This window comes from Pseudomonas sp. SCB32 (genome assembly GCF_009189165.1).
Classification (GTDB): Bacteria; Pseudomonadota; Gammaproteobacteria; order Pseudomonadales; family Pseudomonadaceae; genus Pseudomonas.
In genome coordinates this window covers 1,877,229-1,901,807 of sequence record NZ_CP045118.1, presented here as the reverse complement: position 1 = coordinate 1,901,807, position 24,579 = coordinate 1,877,229, and the positions used below count along the sequence as shown (strand labels likewise).

Here is a 24,579-nt window from a genome sequence, read left to right as displayed (position 1 = left end):
GTTCCTATTTCCTTATCCCTGGGGCGGGGTGTCCGCCGCGGCAACCGCCTGGTACACCTGCATCTGCTTGGCAATCTGCGCGACCTTGCGGGCGTAGTTCGGATCGGTGGCATAGCCGGCGCGCTGCAGTTCCTTCATGAACTGTTCGGGACGCCCGGTGGAGTCCAGTGCGCCCGAATAGCGGTCGTTGTTCTGCAGGAAGCTCACGTAGTCGTTGAAGCTCTGCTCGAAGGAGTCGTAGGAGCGGAACGCCGCGACTTCCTTCACTTTATTGCCGTTCACGTATTCGCTGGTCACCGCCCGCGCGGAGTCGCCGTCCCAGCTGGAACCGGTCTTGATGCCGAACAGGTTGTGGCTGCTGGAGCCATCCTGGTCGCGAATGATGGATTTGCCCCAGCCGGTTTCCAGTGCTGCCTGGGCTACCAGGTAGCGCGGATCGACACCGATGCGCTGGGCCGCTTTCTGCGCCATCGGCAGCATGGTGGCGACGAAGTCGTCCGCCGAACCGAAGGCCGACTTGCCCGGCGCCAATGGCGGCTGGGCGTAGCGGCGACCGCTGACATCCTGGGCTCCAGCGGCGGCGTCGATGGCGTCCACGGCATTGGCGTAGGACTTGGCGGTCTGCCAGTCGTTGCCGGCCAGCGGCTTGCCCTGCTCTTCCGAGGTCGCGGCGCCCGGCACGATACCGGCCATCACGCGGTCGGCCAGCCTGCCCGGCAGGGACAGGCGGCGGGCGTTGAGCATCTTCGAGTCGTCACGGCCTTCCGCCGGTTGCGGCAAGGGCTTGCCGCTGGCGTTGACGCCAGTGGTGGACGGCCAGGCGGAGGTCTCGGCAGCCTTGGCGAAGGGGTTCGCGGCGCCGGTGCGCTTGCCGCCGCTCATCTTCGACAGCTGACGGGTCAGTACGTCCGACAGACCGATGCCACGGCCCTTGGTGGACAGGCTGACGGACAGCTGCTGGTCGTACATTTCCTGGTACTGCTTGGTGGTCGCGGTGTTCATGAAGTTGCCTTCGGCGAGCACGTCGTTGGCCGAGCGCATCGACTTGAGCATTTCGTTCATGAACAGCGATTCGAATTCCTGGGCAACCTTGCGGATGTTGCCTTCGCTGTCGCGCCCGGCGCCGTTCTTCAGTTGCGCCAGGCGGTTGAGGTCGGTGTAGGCCCCGGAGTTGGTGCCGCTGCTCGTGTTACCAAGCGAGCCGGCGGAAAGCAGTTTGGCATCCACGACGGCGTCCTCAGATCACGATCAGGTCGGCTTGCAGCGCGCCGGCCTGTTTCAGGGCTTCGAGGATTGCCATCAGGTCGCTGGGCGCGGCGCCCACCTGGTTAACGGCACGGACGATTTCATCCAGCGTGGTGCCCGGGCCGAACTTGAACATCGGCTTGGCTTCCTGGTTGGCGCTCACGTTCGAGTTCGGCACCACGGCAGTCCGTCCGTTGGAGAACGGGGCGGGCTGGCTGACGATGGGGTCTTCGGTGATGGTCACGGTGAGGCTGCCGTGGGTCACGGCGGCCGGCGACACACGCACGTTCTGGCCGATCACGATGGTGCCGGTGCGCGAGTTGATGATGACCTTGGCCACCGCTTCGCCGGCCTGCACGTCGAGGTTTTCCAGCACCGACATGTAGTCCACGCGCTGGTTCGGGTCCAGCGGTGCGCTGACGCGTACCGAACCGCCGTCGATGGCCTGGGCCACGCCTGGGCCGAGCAGCTCGTTGATGCGGTCGACGACGTGCTTGGCGGTGGTGAAGTCCGGGCGATTGAGGTTCAGGGTCAGGCTGTTGCCCTGGTCGAAGCCGCTCGGCACCGAGCGTTCCACGGTGGCGCCCGCCGGAATGCGGCCGGCCGACGGGACGTTGACGGTGATCTTCGAACCGTCGCGGCCTTCGGCGTCGAAGCCGCCGACCACCAGGTTGCCCTGGGCCACGGCGTAGGTCTGGCCGTCGATGCCCTTGAGCTGGGTCATCAGCAGGCTGCCGCCGCGCAGGCTCTTGGCGTTGCCGATGGAGGACACGGTGATGTCGATGGTCTGGCCCGGCTTGGCGAAGGCCGGCAGGTCGGCGTGCACGGACACCGCGGCGACGTTCTTGAGCTGCACGTTGCCGACGTTGGCCGGCACCTTGATGCCGAACTGCGCCAGCATGTTGTTGAAGGTCTGCAGGGTGAAGGGCGTCTGGGTGGTCTGGTCGCCGCTGCCATCGAGGCCCACGACCAGGCCGTAGCCGATCAGCTGGTTGTTGCGCACGCCCTGGATGGTGGCGATGTCCTTGAGTCGCTCAGCCTGAGCAGCCGGAATCACCAACAACGCACAAAGCACCGCCAGAGCGTAGGAGCGGACTCCGGCGGCGAACGCTACCCACGTTTTTCCAGAGGCAATCATGCTCACCACCTCAGAACGGGAACAGCGGGTTGAGGAAGAAGCGATCGAACCAGCCCGGCTGGCTCGCATCGGCAAACGCACCGGTGCCCGAGTAGGTGATGCGCGCGTCGGCCACGCGGGTGGACGCCACGGTGTTGTCGGTGGCGATGTCGTCGGCGCGGATCAGGCCGGCGATGCGCACCAGCTCGTTGCCGGTGTTCAGGGTCATCCACTTCTCGCCGCGCACGGCGAGGATGCCATTGGGCATGACCTCGGCCACGGTGACAGTGACCGAGCCGGTCAGGCTGTTGCTCTGCCCTGCCTGGCTGTCGCCCTTGGCGTTACGGGTGCCGGCGTATTCGGCGCTCAGGCTGAGGTCGCCGCTGCCGACGGGGTTGTTGGTGGTCAGGCCGCCGCCGAACATCGAGGTCAGGCCGAGCTTGGTCTTGCTGTCCTTGGAGATGTCCGAGTTGGCTTTCTTGCTGGCCTGGGTCTTCTCGTTGAGGGTGATGGTGATGATGTCACCCACGCGGAAGGCCTTGCGGTCGCCATAGAGGTTGTTGTCGAAGCCGGTCTGGTAGATCGAACCGTTGTTCTGCGCGGCAGGCATCGGGGTGCGCGGCAGCACCGGGGCGTAGTAGGGGTCGTCCGGTTTCGGCGGAGGACTGACGCACCCGGCCAGCGCGGCGATGGCCAGCAACGGAAGAAGATGGGAACGGTTCATTTACAGCTACCTCTCGGGGAGAGCGACTTCGGTTTCACCAGAGCCCGTGGGCTCCGTCATTCATTCACTAAAGGTTCTGGGTCACGAACGACAGCATCTGGTCGGCGGTGGAGATGACCTTGGAGTTCATCTCGTAGGCGCGCTGGGTGGTGATCATGTTCACCAACTCCTCGACCACGTTGACGTTGGAGTTTTCCAGGGTGTTCTGCTGCACGGTGCCCAGGCCGGTCAGGCCTGGAGTGCCGACTTGCGGCGCGCCGCTGGAGCCGGTTTCCAGGAACAGGTTGCCACCGATCGCCTGCAGGCCGGCCGGGTTGACGAAGTCGGCGGTCTGGATGTTGCCGATGATCTGCGGCTGCGGGTTGCCCGGAGTGGTCACCGACACGGTGCCGTCCTGGCCGACGGTGAAGGTCTGGGTCTCGTTCGGCACGACCACGGCCGGCTCCAGCGCGTAACCGTTGGAGGTAACGATCTGGCCATTGGAGTTCAGGTGGAAGCTGCCGTCGCGGGTATAGCCGACGGTGCCGTCGGGCATCAGTACCTGGAAGAAGCCGCGGCCGTTGATCGCCATGTCCAGCGGCTGGTCGGTGGTCTGCAGGCTGCCTTCGGTGAAGTTCTTCTGGGTGCCGACGATGCGCACACCGGTGCCCAGCTGCAGGCCCGACGGCAGCTGGCTGTCCTGGGTGGAGTTGGCGCCGGGCTGACGTTTGATCTGGTACAGCAGGTCCTGGAACTCCGCGCGGTCGCGCTTGAAGCCCGTGGTCGAAACGTTCGCCAGGTTGTTGGAAATGGTGGTCAGGTTCATGTCCTGGGCCGAAAGACCCGTCTTGCTGACCCACAGTGCCGGAAGCATCGTCGTTCTCCTCGGGCGCCGGATTCATGGCGCCTCGATCTGGTGATTAGCTAAATTGCAAAACCCGCGCCATGGCCGCCGAATCGTCTTCAGCGGTGCGCATCATCTTTACGTGCAGCTCGAACTGGCGGGACAGCGAGAGGATCGATGTCATCTCCTCCACCGCGTTGACGTTGCTCGCTTCGAGGAAGCCCGACTCGACCTTGGCGTTGGCATCGGCCTGCGGTGCCGGCTGGCCCGGCTGCTGCTTGATGCGCACCAGGCCGTCGAGGCCCTTCTCCAACTGCTTGGGGTCCGGGGTGACGAGCTTGATGCGGTCCACCTCGGCCACCACGCTAGGGTTGTCGCCCAGGCCACGAATGCTGATGGTGCCGTCTTCACCGATGTCGATCTTTTCCTGCGGCGGCACGGCAATCGGCCCGCCATTGCCGATCACCGGCAAACCGTCGCCGGTGCGCAGCTGGCCGAGGGCGTCGATTTCCAGGCTGCCGGTACGCACGTAGGCTTCACCGCCATCGGGCGCCTGCACGGCGATCCAGGCACCAGCCTTGGCGGCGACGTCGAGGTCGCGGCCGGTCTCCTGCAGGCTGCCGGCGGTGAAGTCGGTAGCCGGACGCTCGCTCATGGCGTAGACCCGCGCCGGGAAACTGTCGCCGAACACCTGCATCGAGCGCGCCTGCTCGAAATCACGGCGGAAGCCGTTGGTGGAGATGTTCGCCAGGTTGTTGGCGTGAGCGCGCATTGCCATGGTGTTCTGGCTCGCTCCGCTCATCGAGACGTACAGCATCTTGTCCATCGAATCCTCCAGGCCCGCGGCGATTGCCGGTCGCGGGTGTCATGGAGGCTATTCAGCAAGGGGCGTGCCAGAACCGAAAAACAGGCTCAACACACTGATATACAAGGATTTTAAAAAAGATAAGGTTCCCGAAGGAGCCTTTCGAAGCCGGTGGCGGCGAGGGTCTGCCGCCTCCGGCAAAGGGGATTTGCCGCCTGTACCGCATCTTTATAGGAGGGCGCCTGAACGCAAGGCGCAACGGCGTACAACCGCGAACGGGTGTACGCCCTACGGGACGGTTAGCGCAGGTTGATGATGGTCTGGGTGACCGCATCCTCGGTCTGGATGGTCTTGGCGTTGGCCTGGTAGTTGCGCTGGGCGACGATCAGGTCCACCAGCTCGCTGGACAGGTCGACGTTGGACGACTCCAGCGAGCCCGACTGCAAGGCGCCGAGGGTGCCCGAGCGCGGGGTGCCGATCACCGGCTCGCCGGACTCCGAGGACTGCACCCAGGAGGTCTTGCCGATCGGCGTCAGCCCCTGGACGTTGGCGAAGTTCGCCAGCACCACCTGCCCCTGCACCTTGGACTGGCCGTTGGTGTAGCGGGCGAAGATGTTGCCCTGGTCGTCGATCTCCAGGCCCGAGAGCTGCCCGGTGGTGTAGCCGTCCTGGTTGACGCTGTTCACCGCGAAGGCGGTGGCGTACTGGGTGGACTTGCGGATGTCCACGGTAATGCCGCCCGAGTTCGCGGTGGCGCCGTTGGCACTCCAGGTCGGCGGGGTCTTGCCGTCGGAGATTGCCGGGACCCAGTCGCCCATCACCAGGGTGCCGTCGGTAGGGTTCACCGAGAAGGCATTGCCGGTGCCGTTGTTCACCGGGGTCTGGGTCAACAACTGGCCAGCCGGACTGAAGGTCAGATTGACCTGGTACGGGCTGCTGCCCATGCCGCTGACCGCCGCCAGCACGCTGGCCGCAGTCGCGCCAGTGGCCGTCGCCGCGGCATTGGCGGCGGCAATGGCGGCAGGCGTGGCACCGGAACCGGCAACGGCGGCGGCAACGCTGGCCGGGGTCGCGCCAGCCGTACCGGCGGCGGTGGTCGCCGCGCTGATGGCCGTGGAATCATCGGTCGGATTGGCCGGGTTGCGGCCATCCACCAGCACGTTCATGGTCCAGTCGTTGGGGCCGGTCTTGGTGAAGTACTGGGTCAGCACGTGGGCGTTGCCCTGGCTGTCGTAGATGTTCACCGAGGTCGAGGAGTTGTAGGTGGTCGGGTCGGCGGCGTTGAACGGAGTGACCGTCGGCGTGGTGTTGGTGGAGTTCAGGTTGAAGGTCTGGGCGATCTGGCTGGTGGCCTTCGGCGCCTGGTTGCTGGTCTCGATGTGCAGGTCGCCGACCACGCCGTTCTGCAGCTGGCCCTGGGCGTTCACCGCGTAGCCCTGCAGGCGATAGCCGTTGTTATCGACCACATAGCCGTTCTTGTCGGTGCCGAAGTAGCCGGCGCGGGTATAGCTGACCGCACCGTTGTTGCTGGTGACGAAGAAGCCGTTGCCATTGATGGCCATGTCCAGCGCGTTCTGCGTGGCATCGATGGTGCCCTGGTTGAACAGCTGCGAGACGTTGGACAGCAGCACGCCGCTGCCCACCGGGTTCTTGCCGGTACCCAGCACGGAAGCGGCATACACATCGGAGAACTCCGAGCGCGACTGCTTGAAGCCGACGGTGCTGGCGTTGGCGATGTTGTTGCCGGTGGTATTCAGGTCACTGGAAGCGGCCTTGATACCGCTGAGCCCGATATTGAAAGACATGGAATCTCCTTGTCGGAATCGCCGACACGAATCTGTTCAGTCGGGCCCAAAGCCCGCCAGCGGCGCGTTACTGGCCGATGATCTGCACTTTGGAAAGCCCGATGCTGCCCAGCCCGGCCAGGTTCAGCGTCAACTCGCCGCCGTTCTGTCCAAGGGTCACGCTGTCGACGTTGGCCGGCAGGAAGGTGGTCAGGCCGTAGGTCTTGCCTTCGTAGTTGGTCTGCGCCTCGAACTTGTAGCGTCCCGGCGGCACGAGATTGCCGCTGGAGTCCTTGCCGTCCCACATGAAGCTGACGTTGCCGGCAGCCTGCTGGCCCATCTCGACGCGGTTCACCAGGGTGCCCTTGTCGTCGTAGACGTTGACCCAGCTGTTGGCGGTGGAAATCGGCATCGTATAGGTGCCCTTGAAGGTCTCTGAGGTGTCGACCATCGACTTGTCGGTCGGCACGATGACCTTGCGCCCCACCAGCGAGGACGCCTGCAGCGCCTGGGACGACTGGTAGTTGGAGAGCATGCTGTCCATGCTCGTGTTCAGCGACTGGATGCCTTCCACGGTACTGAACTGCGCCAGCTGGGCGATGAACTCGCCGTTCTGCTGTGGCGACATCGGGTCCTGGTTGTTCATCTGCGCGACCAGCAGCTTGAGGAACTCGTCCTTGCCGAGCTTGCTGTTGCCACTCGTGGCACTCGTGCCGCCCGTGCCGGTGCTGCTGGTCTTGTTGATCGCATACTGGTCCAGAACCGAGCTGGAGCCATTGATGCTGCTGTTGTCGATGCTCATCGTGCTTCCTCAGCGCTTACTGACCCAGGGTCAGGACCTTCTGCATCATCTGCTTGGCGGTGTTCATCATTTCCGCGTTGGTCTGGAACGCGCGGCTGGCGGAGATCATGTCGGCCATCTCTTCCACCACGTTGACGTTCGGGTAGTACACGTAGCCATCCTTGTCGGCGGCCGGGTGATTGGGCTCGTAACGCGGGATCAGCGAGCTCTTGTCCTCGATCACACCCAGCACCTGCACGCCGGAACCGGCCTTGTCGGTGTCGCCGAACAGCGAACCCTGGTCGCCGCCCTGGGCCTGCCCGAACATGGTGGCGAACACCGGATGGCGGGCGCGGTAGGTCTGGTCGACGCTGGAGGAAACGGTCTCGGCGTTGGCGATGTTCGAGGCGGTGGTGTTCAGACGGGTGGTCTGGGCACTCATGCCGGTACCGGCAATGTTGAAGACACTGGCGAGCGACATGGCGATTACTCCCCGCGCAGGGCGTTCATCAGCCCTTTGAACTTGTTGTTGAGGAAGGTGAACGAGGCCTGGAACTGCACGGAGTTCTCCGCGTAGTTGGACTGCTCGATCTGCTCATCCACGGTGTTCTGGTCCATCGAGGGATGGAACGGCGTGCGGTACTTGAGGGCATCCTCGCCCATGCCGAAGCCTTCGGCGGCGATGTGGCGCTCGTTGGTACGGGCAGCGTTGAAGGTGCCGTTCTTCATCTTGTCGGACTGGGCGGCCAGCACCGAGGCGAAGTCCAGGTCGCGCGCCTTGTAGTTCGGCGTGTCGGCGTTGGCCAGGTTGTTGGCCAGGACTTCAGCGCGCTGGGAGCGGAAGCTCAGTGCTTGCTGGTGGATGCCGAGGGCTTTGTCGAAGCTGATGCTCATGGTCGCGAACCTGTTTGCCGGTGTGGGCTTGCCAACACTTCAGCAAGGTACGTGCCATATTTATATATCCTTTATAATCAATGACTTGAGCATGAATGGAGAGCGGCAAAGGGCGGCAAACAGCGGCAAGCGGCAACCGGTTTCCTTGCCGCTGAGGGTGAGGCGGCAAGATTGCCGCTAGGCGTTGCCGCCCTCTTCCACCTTGCGGCCATGCCGCTCTCTGTAGGAGCGGACTTTGTCCGCGATGCTTTTGGTTCTGGTTCGGTGTTTCTGCGCCGCTTCGGTGTATTTGGATGTTTCTTGTTTCGCCCCCTCGGGCGAGTCACTTCTTCCAAACGCCGAAGAAGTAACCAAGAAGGCTTGCCCCTACATCCGGGTCCCGCTTCGCGGGACTCCCCTCGCTCCATCGGAGTTTCAGGGGCGCTCCGGTGCGCGCGGAGATTTCTCTGGAAATCCTCGAAAGCAAAAGCAGAGCCTCTTGCTCCGCGCTGCTTCTGCTCTCGTAGGAGCGGAGCTTCTCCGCGAAGGCCCACCACTGCATCCACGCTGCAGGATGAACACCCGTAGGGCGAATAACGCGCAGCGTTATCCGCCTTGATGGGTTTCGCTTCGCTCTACGCCATCCTACGAAGAGCCATCCAGCATGGAGCAGCCAAAGTCTCAGGCGCGCGCAGAGTCCCGTCAGGAGGCCGAGTGGAGGTATTGCGCAGAGGGGCGAGCGGCATGGATGCCGCGAGAGGCGTAGAGGGCCAGGGATGGCCCTTCTACGCCGACCCTCGGAGCGATACCGGAAGGAGGGAACCCCGGCGAAGCCGGGGCCGGATGCCGGGACGAGACCTTTGCCTACTTTGGGGCGTTTGCCAAAGTAGGTCGCCCGAGGGGGCGAAACAAAATCTCCCAACACACGCCGCAGCGGCGCATGAACACCGAACAAGACGGCATATAACGCGTTAGACGCTATACCTCCTACGAAGACGCGAACAGAGAGTGCCCTCCGTCCAGCAACGGCAAAAACCAATCACTTGGCCTTGTAGATGATCCCCGGACTGCACTGAACCATCTGGTAATGATCCGGCAGCGCGTTGAGCGCCTCGGAGGCGCCGAGGAACAGATACCCACCCGGCTTCAGCGTGGCATGGATGCGCAGGAGGATGTCGCGCTTCACCTCGGCGGAGAAGTAGATCAGCACGTTGCGGCAGAACACCATGTCGAACTTGCCGAGGGAGGCGTAGCTATCCAGCAGGTTCAGCGCGCGGAACTCCACGCGGCTCTTGACCGCCGGCTTGACCGTCCAGCGCCCCGGCGTCTTCTGGTCGAAGTAGCGGACCAGGCGATCCTGCGACAGGCCACGGCCGATAGCCAGGCTGTCGTATTCGCCGGCCTTGCAGGCGGTGAGCATGGAGCCGGACAGGTCGGTGGCGACGATCTGCACGCCGGCCTTGAGCTGGCCGAGGTTGGTGCGTTCGAACTCGTCGATGGACATCGACAGCGAGTAAGGCTCCTGCCCCGACGAACAGGCCGCCGACCAGATCCGCAGGCGCTGACCCGGCGATGCCTTGATCATCTCCGGCAGCACGCGGTTCTTCAGCACCTCGAAGGGATAGGTATCGCGAAACCAGAGGGTCTCGTTGGTGGTCATCGCGTCGACCACCTGCTCGCGCAGCTGGCTGCGCATCTGGATCTTCTGTACCAGCTCGCCCAGGGACTTGATGCCCTGCTGCTCCATCAACTTGTTCAAGCGGCTGGAGACCAGGTACTGCTTGTTGGCGCCCAGGAGGATGCCGCAGGTCTTTTCCAGGAAATCCCGGAACAGCTCGAATTCAGTATTGGTGGATGTCACAGATAGACCTCTTTACTCGTGGACGTTTGCCGCCAACACGGCGGCAATCGCCTGACCGGTGTTCAAAAAACCATAGCCGAATCCTTGGCCGCGAGCGGCACCGGCGCCGCTCGATTCATTTCGCGGACTCAGGCCGCCGTGCCATCCACCGCCTTGATCCGGTCCGCCACGCGAGCGGCCAGGTCATCGGGACGGAACTTGGCAAGGAAGTCGTCAGCGCCGACCTTCTTCACCATGGCCTGGTTGAACACCCCGGACAGCGAAGTATGCAGGAGAATGTGCAGATCCTGCATGCGCGGGTCATGACGGATTTCCGCCGTGAGCGTGTAGCCGTCCATTTCCGGCATCTCGATATCCGAGATCACCATCAGCAGATCGCTGCCCGGATGCCCACCGGCTTCCACCATCTGCCGCAGGTAGTCCAGCGCCTGGCGGCCGTCGTTGAGCGCCAGTACCTCGACGCCGACGGTTTCCAGGCAACGCACCAGCTGCTTGCGCGCCACCGAGGAGTCGTCCACCACCAGCACGCGCTTGCTTACCGCGCGGGCCTGGGTATCGGCATCCAGCACGCCTTCGGAGATGTCCTCCGGGGTCGGCGCCACTTCGGCGAGGATCTTCTCCACGTCGATGATTTCCACCAACTGGTTGTCGACCCGGGTGACCGCCGTCAGGTAATGGTCGCGGCCGGTGCCCTTGGGTGGCGGATGGATCGACTCCCAGTTCATGTTGACGATGCGCTCCACCGAATGCACCAGGAAGCCCTGCACCTTGGTGTTGTACTCGGTGATGATCACGAAGCTGTTGCTGATGTCCCGCAGGGCGTGACGCCCTGTGGCCAGCGCCAGGTCGAGAATCGGGATGGTGCCGCCGCGGATGTTCGCCACCCCGCGCACCACCTGGCTGGATTTGGGCATCACGGTCAGGCGCGGGCACTGCAGTACCTCTTTCACCTTGAATACGTTGATCCCGTACAACTGGCTGCCGTTCAGCCGGAACAGCAGCAGCTCGAGACGATTCTGGCCGACCAGCTGAGTACGCTGGTTGACTGAATCCATGACTCCGGCCATTGAGCCTCCCCTGCACGCAACGCCGCCTGACCCGTCAGGCGGCACGACCATTGCTTAACCCGTTGCATGAAACAGGCAACGACATTTTTCCGACAGCTCCGAAGCGCACGCGACCTGATGGCCGCCCTGCTCGGTGCGTGCGCTGCGCTCGCCGCCGGCTCTTCGAGGGCCGAAAGCTTCACCGCGCCTGAAGTCCTTATCGGCTCCACCCAGGGCTTTCTTGAGTTCAAAGTGGAAGATTATCTGCAGAGCAGCGCAATTGAAGCACGCTATGAAATCGAAGTGGCGCGCATCGATCCCCGCCTGCGCCTGGCGGAGTGCGACAAGGACTTGACGCAAGCCCTGGAAAGCCCGGCCCAGCCGGTCGGGCGCGTCACCGTTCGCGTGCGCTGCGACGGCAGTTCGCCCTGGACGGTGTTCGTGCCGGCCACGGTGAAGCTGTACCGCCAGGTAGTCGTCACAACCCAGCCGCTCAAGCGCGACCACGTCATCGATGCCGCCGACATTTCGGTGGTGGAGCGCGACGTCGGCCCGCTGACCCAGGGCTACCTGACTGACCCGCAGCGGGTGATCGGCCTCAAGCTCAAACGTGCCACGGTGAACGATCAGGTGCTTGCGCCGGTCTTCCTCGAACAGGCCGAAGCGATCCGCAAGGGCGACCAGGTGGTGATCCGCGCGCGCACTAGCGCCATCAACGTGGTGATGCCGGGCGAAGCGCTGTCCGACGGCGTGCCCGGGCAACAGATCCGCGTGCGCAACCTGCGTTCGCAGCGTATCGTCAAGGCACGCGTGGTGGAGCCCGGAGCCGTGGAAGTCAGCCTGTAGTACGCCGAGTCTGGCATGATGGGCGCAGCCTTCACTAAACTGTGTTCGGGTGCGCAAAAAATCGGCCTAAAGTTTTCCGCCAGCCGGCCGAAAAGCTTGGCAAGCGTCCAAATACCTCCAGAGGTTTTCAACATGGTTATCGACTTCAACCGGCTGAACCCGGCCTCTACGCCAGCTACCACTGGCCGTAGCGGGGCTGCGCAGAGCGGTCGCAGCGAAGCCCCGGCCGAGTCCGCCACCACCAACGCCCCGGCCAAGAGCGGCGAATCGGTGCAGCTCAGCCACACCGCCCAGCAGTTGCAGAAAGTCAGCGATCAACTGAAGGACCAGCCCGTGGTCGACAAGGAAAAAGTGGCCCGTATCAAGCAGGCGATCGCCGACGGCAGCTACCAGGTCGACAGTCAGAAAGTCGCCAGTAAACTGCTCGACTTCGAATCCCAGCGCTGACGTACGCGTCGCGCCGGGGAACCGCCAGCCCCTGCCAGCAAAAAAGTGCCGAGCCCAAGATGTCCGATGCCCTGCTTTCCTTGATCAATGGCGACATCGACGCAGCCCGTCAGCTGCTGCAACTGATCGACGACGAATACCTGGCGCTGCAAGCGCGCGATCTGGCGCAGCTGCAACAGCTGCTCGAACGCAAGGTACCGTTGATGCAGCAGCTCGAACGCAACGGCCGCGACCGCGCCGCCGCACTGCAACAGGCAGGTTGCAGCGTGGATCGTCAGGGCCTGGCGCAGTTCGCCGAACGCAGTGGCAACGCAGAGGTGCTTGAGCGTGGCGATGAACTGGGCGCCTTGCTCGACCAATGCCAGGACGCCAACCAGCGCAATGGCCGGATCATCCGCGCCGGCCAGGCCAGCACCGGCCGACTGCTCGACATCCTGCGCGGGCAGGACACCCCCAATCTTTACGACCGCCGCGGCAGCTCGACCCAGAGCAGCCGGCAGCGCCCGCTCAGCCAGGCCTGAGCACTGGCCTGACGGCCCGCCTTTGGGCACAATGCCAGCATCGGCATTACCCCGTGCCACACCCATAACAAACACAATCTAGATGGAGACTTGCGGACCGTGGCCAACCTGTTTGTCGAGGAAAACGGCCCTCAACCACCGAAGATGCTCAAGGCTCCGGTGGAGATCCATGCCAGCCTGCGCACGCTCATGGACAGCCACGATCCGCTGCTGGTCACCTTCGAAGGGCGCACCCAGCGCTTCCAGAGCTTCGTCGTCGAGGTCAACCGCGAGCGCAATCTGATCGCCCTGGACGAGCTCATCCCCAACGACGGCGAGCGCTTCCTGCAGAACGGCGAGTCATTCCGCATCGAGGCCTTCCACGAGGGTGTGCGCATCGCCTGGCAGTCCAGTCAGAACGCCTATTTCGCCGAGATCGACGGCGCCCGCTGCTACTGGTTGCCAGTGCCGGACGAGGTGCTCTACCACCAGCGCCGCAACGCCTTCCGCGCCAGCGTCAGCCAGAGCCAGCCGGTGGCGGTGGAAATCGCCGGTGACAAGCTCAAGGCCCCGCTCAAGGGCAGCCTGATCGATATCTCCGCCACCGGCTGCAAGGTGCGCCTGGACGGCGACGCCACTGATCGCCTGCAACCAGGACAGGTCTACGAGCGATTCACCGCCCGCCTGCCCATCGGCGCCATCACCCTGGAGGTGGAACTGCGCCACGTGCACTTCGAGGAAAAGGTCGGCGTCAGCTTTGCCGGTTTACGCTTCCAGCAGGTCAGCGGCCTGGTCCAGCGCAACATCGAGCGCTTCGTCTACCAACTGCAGCGTGAAGCCCGGCGCTTCGAGAAAGACGAGCTGTTCTAGGTTCCAGCCCAACGGCAGAACCGGGCGGCAAGTCTTTGCCGCCCTTCCCCACGGCCCTTATGCGGGCCGGCTTTCCTCTTCCGCTTCCGGCGCCGCCACCAAGCTGTCGGTGCCCTTCATCTGCTCCGCCACCGCCCGGCCATCGACCCGCGGATCGAGCGCCGCCGACAGCGGCGACGACACCATGCTGTCCGGCGTGGCCACGTGCTTGACCGGCGCCTCGTCGACCCGGTGCATGCCGCTGACCTTCTCCGGCTGTACGCGCCAGATCAGGATCAGCGAGCAGGCGCAGACGAAGGCATAGAGCATGTTCGCGCCGAACAGCTTCATCAGCGCGCCAGCCGCCAGCGGCCCGATACAGGCGCCGACGCCGAAGGTCACCAGCAGCATCGCCGTCAGCGACACGCGGCGGTCGCCCTCCACATGGTCATTGGAAAACGCCACCGCCAGCGGATAGAGGGTGAACTGCACCAGGCAGACCAGGAAGCCCATCGGCAGCAGCAGCGCCAGGGACAGCGACATGTCCGGCAGCGGCAGCATCGGCAGAAACGCCAGCGGCAAGGCGAAGAGCAGCATCAGGATCGCCGCGTTGCGGATCAGCACGGCGCGGTCATAGCGGTCCGACAGCCAGCCCAGCGGCCATTGCACCAGCAGGCCGGCGAAGATACAGCCGCCCATGAACAGGCCGATCTGCTCGGTGCTCAATCCCTGCTGTGAGGCGTAGAGCGGCGCCAGGCCGTAGAAGGCGCCGATCACCAGGCCCGACACCAGCACCGTGGTCAGCGACTGTGGCACCCGCTGGAGGAAGAAGCGTGGTTCCAGCGGCGCCGGGCGCAGCGGCGCGGGGTGAACCTTGTGGGTGATCGCCACCGGAATCAGCGACATGGCGAAGCACAGCGCGATCATCATCGGCAGCTCCGGCCCCAGCCCCGGGTGCACCACCAGCACCAGCTGGCCGAGCACCAGGCCGAGGTAGGACGAGACCATGTAGCCGGCGAACACCAGGCCACGCTGGCGCGCCTCGGCCTGTTCGTTGAGCCAGCTCTCGATGACCATGTACTGGCACATCATGCCCAGGCCGATGGCGGTACGCAGTACCAGCCAGAAACCCAGCCAGGGCAACAGGCCAATGCCCAGCACCGCCGCCGTCACCAAACCGCCGCAGGCGACGTAGGCGCGGATATGGCCGACGCGGGCGATCAGCCGGTGGCCGATCTTGCCGCCCAGTACCAGGCCGAGGTAGTAGGCCGCCATCATGGCGCCGATCCACAGCCCATCGACCTTCTCCGCGCCGAGGCGCAAAGCGAGGTAGGTACTGAGTAGACCGGAACCGGTCAGGAGCATGACAGCGGCGAAGTACAGAGCACGAAAAGCGGTGACGATCCGGAGCATCGGACCTCCTGGCCCAAGACAACCCCGGGACGGTCCCCGGGTGACGGAAAGCGGGACTTGCCGTGACACCTTAGAGCTTGCCAGACGGCGCGTCGAGAGGCCTGCCGGGCCTGGAACAGAGCGGGTCGCGGAGCGTGTTGCGAGGCATTCTGAAGGATGACGGCGGGATGAACGAGGATGCCGGAGAAATGCCCGCCGATCGCAGCCGAGCCGGTATTCCGGCACGGCTGTATCGGCGTGCACGCGCAGCGGATCAGGCCTGGGCGGCCAGCACGCGGCGCTCCCACGGGGTGATCTCGTCGAAGAAGCTGGAAAGCTCCATCGACTTGGTCGCCGTGTAACCATCGATGAACTCGTTGCCGAACACCTCGCGCGCCAGTTGGCTGTGCTTTAGGCGTTGCAGGGCGTCGTACATCGTGCACGGCAGCAGCAGCGCTTCGGGCACCTCGAACTCACCCTGGATCGCCTCGGTCGGCTCCAGCGCATGTTCGATGCCATGCAGGCCGGCGGCCAAGCTGGCGGCAATGGCCAGGTAGGGGTTGGCGTCGGCGCCCGGCAGGCGGTTCTCCACGCGACGGGCCACCGGCGCGCTCGCCGGAATGCGCAGGCCGGCGGCGCGGTTGTCGTGAGACCAGCAGGCGTTGTTCGGCGATGCGTAGGGGTGGCAGAGGCGCTGGAAGGAGTTCACGTTCGGCGCGAACAGCAGGGTGAAGTCCGCCAGGCACGCCTGCTGCCCACCGATGAAGTGGCGGAAGGCCGGCGTGGCATCGCCGTTGGCGTCGGTGAAGATGTTGCGGCCATCGCGGTCGACGATGCTCTGGTGGATGTGCATCGAGCTGCCCGGCGTCTTCGCCAGCGGCTTGGCCATGCACACCACGATCAGCCCGTGCTTGAGTGCGACTTCCTTGAGCAGGTGCTTGAACAGGAAGGTCTGGTCGGCCAGCAGCACCGGGTCGCCATGCAGGAAGTTGATCTCGAACTGGCTGGTGCCCATCTCGTGCATGAAGGTGTCGCGCTCCAGCCCCACCGCCGCCATGCAGCGGTAGACGTCCTGGAAGAACGGACGCAGGCCGTTGTTGGAAGACACGCTGAAGGCCGAGTGGCCGATCTCGCGACGACCGTCCGGGCCGAGCGGGGCCTGGAAGGGTTCGTTGGCGTCCGAATTGGGCGCGAACACGAAGAACTCCAGCTCGGTGGCCACCACCGGGCTCCAGCCGCGCTCGGCGTAACGCGCCAGCACACGCTTGAGCAGACCACGGGTGGACAGGCCGGAGGGCTGGCCGTCGAGTTCCACCGCATCGCAGATGGCGAAGGCGCGCGGCTCGTCGCTCCAGGGCAGACGGTGGATCTGGGTCGGTTCGGCGACCAGGGCGAGGTCGCCATCGTCGCTGCCGTAGAACCGCGCGGGCGGGTAGCCGCCCATGATGCACTGCAACAGGACGCCGCGCGCCAGTTGCAGGCGGCGGCCGGTGAGGAAACCTTCCCCGGTCATCACCTTGCCACGCGGCACCCCGTTGAGGTCGGGGGTGACGCACTCGATCTCTTCGACTCCAGCCAGACGCTCGGCGAGCGGGCTGCGCAGATCGCTACTCATGACTTCTTATCCTTGTACTTCTTGTCTTAGTAACAGGAGGCGGCGCAAAAGTGCGCTGCCTGTACAAAATACGCACCGCTCGTTCGATATTTCAAGCGCACCCTGAAGGAAACACGGAAGCTGGCTGTAGGAGCACGCCATGTGCGTGAATTGCGGACATGGCCCTCTCCCAAGGGGATGCACGGCGCCAAATGAGGAACCCGGCGCGGGAGACTTAAAATCTCCTTCCTGCCAGATCGCGCTCTTCAGGCTGAAATTGGAAGGGAACCGTAGGAGCGCGCCATACGCGCGAATCGCGGTCATGGCCCGCTCCTACGGGGAGCAGTGGGTCGTCAGTAGAACTCCGGCACCACCATGCTCTGTGGTGTCGGGGTGCGCGAGTAGTCCTGGTGGCGCTGGCGCTCCGGCAGGACCACCGCCGAATGCTCGACGTCCTCATAGGGGATCTGGCCCAGCAGGTGTTGGATACAGTTCAGGCGCGCCCTCTTCTTGTCATCGGCCTGCACCACCCACCAGGGCGCCTCGGGAATATGGGTGCGTTCGATCATGATTTCCTTGGCCTTGGTGTAGGCCTCCCAGCGCCGGCGGGACTCCAGGTCCATGGGGCTGAGCTTCCATTGCTTGAGCGGATCGTGGATGCGGCTGAGGAAGCGCAGGTGCTGCTCCTCGTCGGAGATGGAGAACCAGTACTTGATCAACTGGATGCCCGAGCGCGCCAGCATGCGCTCGAACTCAGGCACGCTGCGGAAGAACTCCTCGTACTGATAGTCGGAGCAGAAGCCCATCACCCGCTCGACCCCAGCGCGGTTGTACCAGCTGCGGTCGAACAGCACGATCTCCCCTGCCGCCGGCAGGTGCGACACGTAGCGCTGGAAGTACCACTGGGTGCGTTCGCGGTCGTTTGGCGCGGGCAGCGCGGCGACACGGCAGACGCGCGGATTGAGGCGCTGGGTGATGCGCTTGATCACCCCGCCCTTCCCCGCCGCATCGCGGCCTTCGAAGAGGATCACCACCTTGTGACCGGTCTTCACCACCCAGCTCTGCAGCTTCACCAACTCACCCTGCAGGCGGAACAACTCGCTGAAGTAGCGACGGCGCGCCATCTTCGCCTCATCGACGTCGGCGCTCTCGTCGAACAGCTCATCGAGACTGCGGACGTCTTCGAGCAATTCCAGCTCCAGCTCTTCATCGCTCTGGTCGAGCAGTTCGCGGTGGATGCGCAGAATCACGGATTCGTCGGTCAGGGACATGGCGGAGCCTCGCTGGGTTCTCTGGCGCCAGACTAGGACGGGGCGGTGTCAGGCTGGTGACAGCGATCTTGCCGGGCTGACCCCGTAGGAGCGGGCCATGCCCGCGATTCGCGCGCATGGCGCGTTCCTACGGGGAAGCGGCCGATCGCCTCAGTAATCATCCCGCTTGCGAAACGCCCAGCGCCCCGCCAGACCGGTGAAGCTGGCGACCAGCACCACCAGGATCCAGAAGCCTTCCGGATCGCTGGAGAACGGAATGCCGCCGACGTTCATGCCGAAGAAGCCGGCGATGATGTTGATCGGCAGCGCCAGCACCGTGACCACGGTGAGGGTGAACAGGGTGCGGTTGCTCTGCTCGTTGATCTTGGCGGCGATCTCTTCCTGCAGCAGCTTGATGCGCTCGCCCAGCGCCGTGAGGTCATTGATCACCAGGGAGAATTCTTCGGTGGCCTCACGCAGCACGCGCACGTCGTCTTCCTTCAGCCATTCCGGCGGGCGGTTGAGTAGCCGCATCAACGAGCCCGGTTCCAGCGCCAGCAGACGTTGCAGACGCACCAGCACACGGCGCATGGCACCCAGGTCGGCGCGGTTGACCGAGAGCCGTGCGGACAGCAGCTGGTCCTCGATACGGTCCACGCTTATGCTGGTCTCGCGCAGGATGCGGGTGAGGATGTCGCCCTGGTCGCGCAGCAAGTGCACCAGCAACTCCAGCGGCGAGCGGAAGCGCTCGCCGTGCTTGACCGAGGAGCGCAGGGTATCGACCGAACGCAACGGCTGGGCGCGGGCGGTGACCAGCAGGCGGCCACGGGCGCAGACCCACAGGGTGGAGACATCCGAAGACATGCGGCTGCCGAAGTCGAAGACCACGTCGTTGACCACCGCCAGCAGCGCGCCGTCGACGTGCTCGATGCGAGTGGAGCGCGAGCCTTCGCGCAGGGTCTCGAAGAAGTAGTCGGGCAGTTCCAGGTGCGACTTCATCCAGCGCTCGCAGGCCGCGTGCGCCAGGTTCAGGTGCAGCCAGAGGAACTCATCCTCCGCGCGCGGTTCCCGCAGGCGCTGCAAGGCGGTGGGCGAATCGATTTCCAGGCCGGGTTGGCCGGGACGGAAGCTGAAGCCATAGAGCAGGCCGAACAGGTCGGAATCCTGATGGCTCTGGACGATGCTGTGGTTCACATGGAGCTCCGGGCTGCCGAACCATTGTAGGAGCGAGCTTGCTCGCGAACAGCGCGGCGAAGGTTCGCGAGCAAGCTCGCTCCTGCGAAGAGCAAGTTGCCCGCACCCTTGGTGTTAACAGAGACCAATGAAGGGCAGATGACAGCCCCATGACAGCCCTCAGCCGAACAGCCCGGCGATGGTCCGCTCGCCCAGCTCCGGCCCGACGCTCATGCCCACGCCGGTATGCATCAGCACGGCGGTGACGCCGTCCGCCGCCTGCAGCACGGAGAACGGTCCCGGCCCGCGCGAACCGTAGACGCCCTGCCAGCGCTCGACCACTTCGACACGCATGCCCAGGGTGTCCTCGGCCAGCGCCAGCATCAGCTGGTCGACGAACTCGGCATTGAACGGCGCGGCATCGCTGCCGTAGTGATGCGAGTCACCGATGATCAGCTCGCCGTAAGGAGTCGGGCTGATCAGCAGGTGGATGCCCTGCGCTTCCAGCTCCGGCGTCTCGCGGCGGATCTGCGCCCAAATCGCCGCGGCTTCCGGCAGGTCGGCGAAGGCGCCGTAGTGCACGCAGCTCAACCCGGTGAGCACGGCATGGCCGAGGCCGAAATCCACCTGCGGACGCGCGCGCAGCATCTGCAGGCGGCACACCTGCGGCTGCAGCGGCGCAATGGTCTCAGCCAGCAGGGTCTGGTAGTCGTGGCCGGAGCAGACGATCACCTGCCCGGCGGTGAAGGTGCCCGCCGTGGTACGCAACACGCCCGTATCGACGTCGCGGACCAGGGTGGAAAAATGGAACTGCACGCCCAGTTCGCGGTGCAGGTAATCGATCAGCGCCGGCAGCGCCTCGCGGGAATACAGCTGCTGATCGTCGGAGCCGTGCAGCGCCGCGCGGTGATGGCGGAAGCGGCCTTCGTAGAGGTCGTTCAGCGCGCTGCCTCGCAGCAGTTCGACCTTGTAATCCTGCTCCTTCGCGCGACCGGCGCAGAAGGCTTCCAGCAATGCCTCCTCCGCCTCGGTGCGGGCGAACAGCAGCGAGCCATTGCGACGCAAGGAGAACCCGGCCCGCTCGGCCCAGTGTGCCCAGATCGACCGGCTGGCCCGCGCCAGGTCGGACATCACGCCCGGCGGCTGGCCGGTGACCAGGGCCTGGCCGAAGTTGCGCACCGAGGCTCCCAGCGGCGTGGCGGTACGCTCGAAGACGCGCACGGACAGGCCGCGGCGGGCGGCAGCGTATGCGTGGGAAAGGCCGAGGATGCCGGCGCCGACGATGGCGACGTCGCAGTGGGTCTGGGTCATGGGAGAATCCTTCTTGCGAGGTGCCCGTCGCGCCTGCCGCGAAGATCGCAGCAAGCGCGAGGGTTCAACGATGTGACAGCCGCATCTGCGGGGCGGCGCCCTCTTCCCGCTGGAAAGAGGGCTCACGCGCTTACTTCTGCGCAACCTTCTCCGACTTGCCGTCGTAGCGCTTGCGCCACTCGGTCAGGATCTCGTCGCGGTTCTTCGAGGCCCAGGCGAAGTCGTTCTTGATCAGGCGCTGCTCGTAGTCGGCCGGCAGTTCGGTCTGCGGCTTGGCGATGCCCGGCTGCGCCAGCACGGCAAAGTTTTCCTTGTACAGCTCCATGGCTTTGGGGCTGGCGGAGAAGTCGGCGAGCTTCTTCGCGGCGGCTTCATGCTGGGTGCCTTTGACGATGCCGGTGGCTTCGATCTCCCAGCCCAGGCCTTCCTTCGGCAGCACGATGTCCAGCGGCGCGCCCTGGCGCTTGAGCTGCACGGCCGGGTATTCGAAGGAGATGCCGATCGGGAATTCGCCGGCGGCGGCCAGCTTGCACGGCTTGGAGCCGGAGTGGACGTACTGGCCGATGTTCTCGTGCAGGGCGTCCATGTAGGCCCAGCCCTGCTTCTCGCCGAAGGTCTGCAGCCAGGCGGAAACGTCGAGGAAGCCGGTGCCGGAGGAAGCCGGGTTCGGCATGACGATCTTGCCCTTGTATTCGGGCTTGGTCAGGTCCTGCCAGCTGACGGGCTTTTCCAGGCCCAGTTTCTGAGCTTCGACGGTGTTGAAGCAGATGGTGGCGGCCCACACGTCCATGCCCACCCAGGCCGGCGGGTTGGCTGGGTCGCGGTAGTTCTTGCCGATGGCGTCCAGGTGCTTGGGCGCGTACTTCTCCAGCATGCCCTGCTGGTCGAGGATGGCCAGGCTGGAGGCGGCCAGGCCCCATACGGCGTCGGCCTGCGGACGGTCTTTCTCGGCCAGCAGCTTGGCGGTGACGATACCGGTGGAGTCACGCACCCACTTGATTTTGATGTCCGGGTTCTCGGCTTCGAAGGCCTGCTTGTAGGCGGTCAGCTGTTCCGGCTCCAGGGCGGTGTAGACGGTCAGCTCGGTGTCGGCGGCGTGCGCCTGAACGGCAAAACCGGCAACCACGGCAGCGGCGAGGGCAAGACGTTTGAACATGTGGAGCTCCTTTTATCCATTGGGTCCCCGCGTTCGCGGGGATGACGATCAGTGCGACGGTTGGTGTTCAGTGCGGCAGGTGAAGCGCTACTTGGGTGCAACGTAGAAACCGGTGGGCCATTACTTCCTCCAGGCCTGGGAGCGGCGCAGCAGGCCGCGCGAGGCGCCGGCCAACAGCAGCGATACGGCGGCGGAAGTGAACAGGATCAGGGTGGACATGGCGGCCGCGCCGCCGACGTTGCCGGAGTCGTCCATGTTCAGTACGGCGACGGCGGCGAGGATGGTGTCCGGGTTGTAGAGGAAGATCGCCGCCGACACCGTGGTCATCGCCGAGACGAACAGGTAGCGGATGATGTCCAGCAGCGCCGGCAGGCAGATCGGCACGGTGACGCGCAGGTAGTGGCGCCACAGCGGCATCTTCAGCGACAGCGCGGCCGCCTCGAACTCGCCGTCGAGCTGGCGCAGCGCGGCAGTGGCGGTCATCTGCGCGGTGGTCAGATAGTGGGCGATGGTGCACACCACCAGCAGGGCCATGCTGCCGTAGAACACATTCAGCGGGTTGCTCGGCAGGTTGAAGAAGAAGACGTAGCCCAGGCCCAGCACCAGGCCGGGAACAGCCATCGGCACAAAGCAGAGCATGCGCAGCAGCTGGTTCAGCCATTGCTGCTCGCGGGTTTTCTCCATCAGGTAGGCGCCGGTGAAGATCACCGCGCTGCCGGTGATCGCGGTGCAGGCAGCCATGGTCAGGCTGTTGCGGTAGGCCAGCCAGCCGCCGCCGGCGGTGGTGTCGAAATCGTAGTGATACAGCGACAGCGACAGGTTGTACGGCCAGAACTTCACCAGCGAGGAGTACACGGCCATGCCCAGCACGCCCAGCAGCACCGCGCAGATCAGCAGCACGATGGCGAGGAAAGCGGCATCGCGGCGGCGCGACGGCTTGGGATGGTAGACCTGCGCGCGACCACTCATGGCTTCGCGCTGGCGCAGACGCAGCCAGGTATCCACGGCGAAGCTGAGCACTGCCGGCAACAGCAGGATCATGCCGATCTGCGCGCCACGGCCGAACTGCTGCTGGCCGACCACCGCCTTGTAGGCTTCCAGCGCCAGCACCTGGTAATCGCCGCCCACCACGACCGGCACGCCAAAGTCGGTGATGGTCAGGGTGAACACCAGGCAGAAGGCGGCGAACACGCCCTGGCGCGAGGCCGGCCAGGTGATGCTGCAGAAGGCTTTCCAGGGGCTGGCGCCCATGCTCGAGGCGGCATCGAACAGGCGCGCATCGGCCAGCGACAGCGCCGACAGCAGGATCATCAGCGCGTGGGGGAAGGTGTAGATGGCTTCGCCCAGGACGATACCCCAGAAGCCGTAGATGTTGTCCGGCACCCAGCCGCGCAGCAGGCCCTGGTTGCCGAACAGGTAGATCAGCGCGATACCCGGCAGCATCGACGGCGCCAGCAGCGGCAGCAGGGAAATCCCCCGCCACAGGCCCTTGGCCGGAATCAGCGTGCGCTGCAGGGCGTAGGCGAAGGCGTAGGCCAGGGGCACCACGATGGCGACGACGCTCAGCGAGACCTTCAGGCTGTTGCCCAGCAGCCAGTGGAAGTTGTCGCTGCGCAGCAGCTCGCCCATGGCGACAAGGCCACCGCCCTGCCCCGCCGCACTGCTGAAGCCGCGCCAGAAGATGGCCAGCAGCGGCAACAGAACCGCGACGGTGAGCAGGACCAGCAGCAGGTACTTGCCGCCACGCACGAACAGGCGATCACCCAGATCGCCACGGAGCTTGCCGGCGGACAGCGCCGGATTGTGATTCACCACGGCATCCATCTCAGGCGAACACCTGCAGGCTGCGCGGCGGGAGGGACACCCAGATATCCGGGGTGCCCAGGCGCGGCATGTCTTCCGGCGCCAGTTCCGCCAGCAGCGGATGGCCCGGCAGTTGCTCCAGCTCGAAGCTCATGCGGCAGCGGTTGCCAAGGAAGGTGATCTCGCGGATCTGCGCGCGGAACAGGTTTTCCTGATGCACCGCCGGGTTCACGCTGATCGCCTCCGGGCGGCAGAACAGCCGGCCCGAGGCGCTCGCGGCCTGGTTCTGCAGGCGCAGGCTGAGGCTACCGACACGGGCATGGCCATCACTGCCACGCTCGAACGGCAGCCAGTTGCCCTGGCCGACGAACTCGGCGACGAAGGGGGTAGCCGGGCTGCTGTAGATCTCCTGGGCGGTGCCGTACTGCTCGATGCGCCCGTGGTTCATCACCGCAATGCGGTCGGCCATCAGCATGGCCTCGTCCTGGTTGTGGGTGACCATCACGGTGGTGATGCCCAGGCTCTTCTGCAGCTGGCGCAGCTCGCCGCACAGGTGCTCACGGACGCGGGCGTCAAGCGCCGACATCGGCTCGTCGAGCAGCAGCAGCGACGGGCTCGGCGCCAGCGCGCGGGCCATGGCCACGCGCTGCTGCTGGCCACCGGAGAGCTGGCCGGGGTACTTCTTCTCGCTGCCGGAGAGGCCTACCAGTTCGAGCATCTCGGCGACACGACGGCGGGCTTCGTCCTTGCTGGCGTTGGCCAGGCCGTAGGCGATGTTCTGCTCGACGGTCAGGTTGGGGAACAGCGCGTAGGACTGGAACAGGATGCCGTAGTCGCGCGCCTGCGGCGGCAGCTGCGAGACATCGCGCTGGCCCAGGTGCAGGGTGCCCTCATCCTGGCGCTCCAGGCCGGCGATGCAGCGTAGCAGCGTGGTCTTGCCGCAACCGGACGGGCCGAGCAGACAGACCAGTTCGCCCGCCTTGACGTCCAGCGATACGCCGTCGAGGGCGACGAACTGGCCGAAGCGTTTACGGATGTGGCGCACGCTGAGCGGCGTGCCGGCGATGGTCGTGTGCATGGCGGTACCTCGTGTTCTTTTGGTCCACGCCGCCGTGGGCGGCGACGTGACTTGACGAGGCTCATGCTAGGGAGCGAATGCGACGGCTCTATTGCGATGACGAAAAGTGCACCGATAGATC

The 24,579-nt window shown here is 64.9% G+C and carries 23 protein-coding genes; 4 read left to right on the top strand and 19 right to left on the bottom strand.

What is annotated here, in order from left to right:
* Positions 1–12: 12 nt before the first annotated feature.
* The 11 genes from flgJ to GA645_RS08965 all read right to left on the bottom strand — a co-directional run bounded on the left by flgJ (position 13) and on the right by GA645_RS08965 (position 11,080).
* Positions 13–1,227, bottom strand: a complete 1,215-nt coding sequence (gene flgJ, locus GA645_RS09020; RefSeq protein WP_152221954.1) for a flagellar assembly peptidoglycan hydrolase FlgJ — start codon at positions 1,225–1,227, stop codon at positions 13–15.
* Between the two features lie 10 nt (positions 1,228–1,237).
* Entirely contained in the window at positions 1,238–2,383 is a 1,146-nt protein-coding gene (locus GA645_RS09015) for a flagellar basal body P-ring protein FlgI (protein ID WP_256676111.1), read from the bottom strand.
* A 10-nt stretch (positions 2,384–2,393) separates the two neighbouring features.
* Positions 2,394–3,086 (bottom strand): flagellar basal body L-ring protein FlgH, encoded by a 693-nt coding sequence (gene flgH, locus GA645_RS09010; RefSeq protein ID WP_152221952.1) that lies wholly within the window; start codon positions 3,084–3,086, stop codon positions 2,394–2,396.
* A 67-nt stretch (positions 3,087–3,153) separates the two neighbouring features.
* Positions 3,154–3,939: a flagellar basal-body rod protein FlgG gene (gene flgG, locus GA645_RS09005; protein WP_152221950.1), complete on the bottom strand. Its 786-nt coding sequence runs from the start codon at positions 3,937–3,939 to the stop codon at positions 3,154–3,156.
* Positions 3,940–3,985: 46 nt separating this feature from the next.
* The gene (locus GA645_RS09000) at positions 3,986–4,735 is read right to left on the bottom strand and encodes a flagellar basal body rod protein FlgF (RefSeq protein ID WP_152221947.1); all 750 of its coding nucleotides are present in this window, start codon (positions 4,733–4,735) and stop codon (positions 3,986–3,988) included.
* A gap of 278 nt (positions 4,736–5,013) precedes the next feature.
* The gene (locus GA645_RS08995) at positions 5,014–6,519 is read right to left on the bottom strand and encodes a flagellar hook protein FlgE (RefSeq protein ID WP_152221946.1); all 1,506 of its coding nucleotides are present in this window, start codon (positions 6,517–6,519) and stop codon (positions 5,014–5,016) included.
* A 67-nt stretch (positions 6,520–6,586) separates the two neighbouring features.
* Entirely contained in the window at positions 6,587–7,300 is a 714-nt protein-coding gene (gene flgD / locus GA645_RS08990) for a flagellar hook assembly protein FlgD (RefSeq protein WP_152221944.1), read from the bottom strand.
* A gap of 16 nt (positions 7,301–7,316) precedes the next feature.
* A complete protein-coding gene (gene flgC, locus GA645_RS08985; protein ID WP_152221942.1) occupies positions 7,317–7,760 on the bottom strand; it encodes a flagellar basal body rod protein FlgC in 444 nt (147 codons plus the stop codon).
* Positions 7,761–7,765: 5 nt separating this feature from the next.
* Complete coding sequence (gene flgB / locus GA645_RS08980) at positions 7,766–8,173, bottom strand: flagellar basal body rod protein FlgB (RefSeq protein ID WP_152221940.1); 408 nt, start codon at positions 8,171–8,173, stop codon at positions 7,766–7,768.
* A gap of 1,018 nt (positions 8,174–9,191) precedes the next feature.
* Positions 9,192–10,013: a protein-glutamate O-methyltransferase CheR gene (gene cheR / locus GA645_RS08970; protein ID WP_152221938.1), complete on the bottom strand. Its 822-nt coding sequence runs from the start codon at positions 10,011–10,013 to the stop codon at positions 9,192–9,194.
* A 128-nt stretch (positions 10,014–10,141) separates the two neighbouring features.
* Positions 10,142–11,080, bottom strand: a complete 939-nt coding sequence (locus GA645_RS08965) for a chemotaxis protein CheV (protein WP_152221936.1) — start codon at positions 11,078–11,080, stop codon at positions 10,142–10,144.
* A 117-nt stretch (positions 11,081–11,197) separates the two neighbouring features.
* On the opposite strand from GA645_RS08965, the gene flgA reads away from it, so the two are divergent.
* The 4 genes from flgA to GA645_RS08945 all read left to right on the top strand — a co-directional run bounded on the left by flgA (position 11,198) and on the right by GA645_RS08945 (position 13,722).
* Complete coding sequence (flgA, locus tag GA645_RS08960; protein ID WP_152221934.1) at positions 11,198–11,905, top strand: flagellar basal body P-ring formation chaperone FlgA; 708 nt, start codon at positions 11,198–11,200, stop codon at positions 11,903–11,905.
* 132 nt (positions 11,906–12,037) lie between these two features.
* Positions 12,038–12,352 (top strand): flagellar biosynthesis anti-sigma factor FlgM, encoded by a 315-nt coding sequence (flgM, locus tag GA645_RS08955; RefSeq protein ID WP_152221932.1) that lies wholly within the window; start codon positions 12,038–12,040, stop codon positions 12,350–12,352.
* 59 nt (positions 12,353–12,411) lie between these two features.
* Entirely contained in the window at positions 12,412–12,873 is a 462-nt protein-coding gene (locus GA645_RS08950; protein ID WP_152221930.1) for a flagella synthesis protein FlgN, read from the top strand.
* Positions 12,874–12,972: 99 nt separating this feature from the next.
* A complete protein-coding gene (locus tag GA645_RS08945; RefSeq protein ID WP_152221928.1) occupies positions 12,973–13,722 on the top strand; it encodes a flagellar brake protein in 750 nt (249 codons plus the stop codon).
* Between the two features lie 57 nt (positions 13,723–13,779).
* On the opposite strand, the gene GA645_RS08940 is transcribed toward GA645_RS08945, so the two are convergent.
* The 8 genes from GA645_RS08940 to GA645_RS08905 form a co-directional block, all read right to left on the bottom strand.
* Positions 13,780–15,114: an MFS transporter gene (locus tag GA645_RS08940; RefSeq protein ID WP_152221926.1), complete on the bottom strand. Its 1,335-nt coding sequence runs from the start codon at positions 15,112–15,114 to the stop codon at positions 13,780–13,782.
* A 253-nt stretch (positions 15,115–15,367) separates the two neighbouring features.
* The gene (locus GA645_RS08935) at positions 15,368–16,606 is read right to left on the bottom strand and encodes a glutamine synthetase family protein (protein WP_152227990.1); all 1,239 of its coding nucleotides are present in this window, start codon (positions 16,604–16,606) and stop codon (positions 15,368–15,370) included.
* 434 nt (positions 16,607–17,040) lie between these two features.
* Positions 17,041–17,958 (bottom strand): polyphosphate kinase 2, encoded by a 918-nt coding sequence (ppk2, locus tag GA645_RS08930; protein WP_152221924.1) that lies wholly within the window; start codon positions 17,956–17,958, stop codon positions 17,041–17,043.
* Positions 17,959–18,108: 150 nt separating this feature from the next.
* On the bottom strand, positions 18,109–19,131 hold the full coding sequence (locus GA645_RS08925) for a transporter (RefSeq protein ID WP_152221922.1): 1,023 nt from the start codon (positions 19,129–19,131) through the stop codon (positions 18,109–18,111).
* A 159-nt stretch (positions 19,132–19,290) separates the two neighbouring features.
* A complete protein-coding gene (locus GA645_RS08920) occupies positions 19,291–20,421 on the bottom strand; it encodes a TIGR03364 family FAD-dependent oxidoreductase (protein ID WP_152221919.1) in 1,131 nt (376 codons plus the stop codon).
* A 130-nt stretch (positions 20,422–20,551) separates the two neighbouring features.
* Entirely contained in the window at positions 20,552–21,577 is a 1,026-nt protein-coding gene (locus GA645_RS08915; protein WP_152221917.1) for a putative 2-aminoethylphosphonate ABC transporter substrate-binding protein, read from the bottom strand.
* Between the two features lie 120 nt (positions 21,578–21,697).
* The gene (locus GA645_RS08910; protein ID WP_152221914.1) at positions 21,698–23,401 is read right to left on the bottom strand and encodes a putative 2-aminoethylphosphonate ABC transporter permease subunit; all 1,704 of its coding nucleotides are present in this window, start codon (positions 23,399–23,401) and stop codon (positions 21,698–21,700) included.
* A 1-nt stretch (position 23,402) separates the two neighbouring features.
* Positions 23,403–24,458: a putative 2-aminoethylphosphonate ABC transporter ATP-binding protein gene (locus GA645_RS08905; protein WP_152221913.1), complete on the bottom strand. Its 1,056-nt coding sequence runs from the start codon at positions 24,456–24,458 to the stop codon at positions 23,403–23,405.
* Between the last annotated feature and the right edge of the window lie 121 nt (positions 24,459–24,579).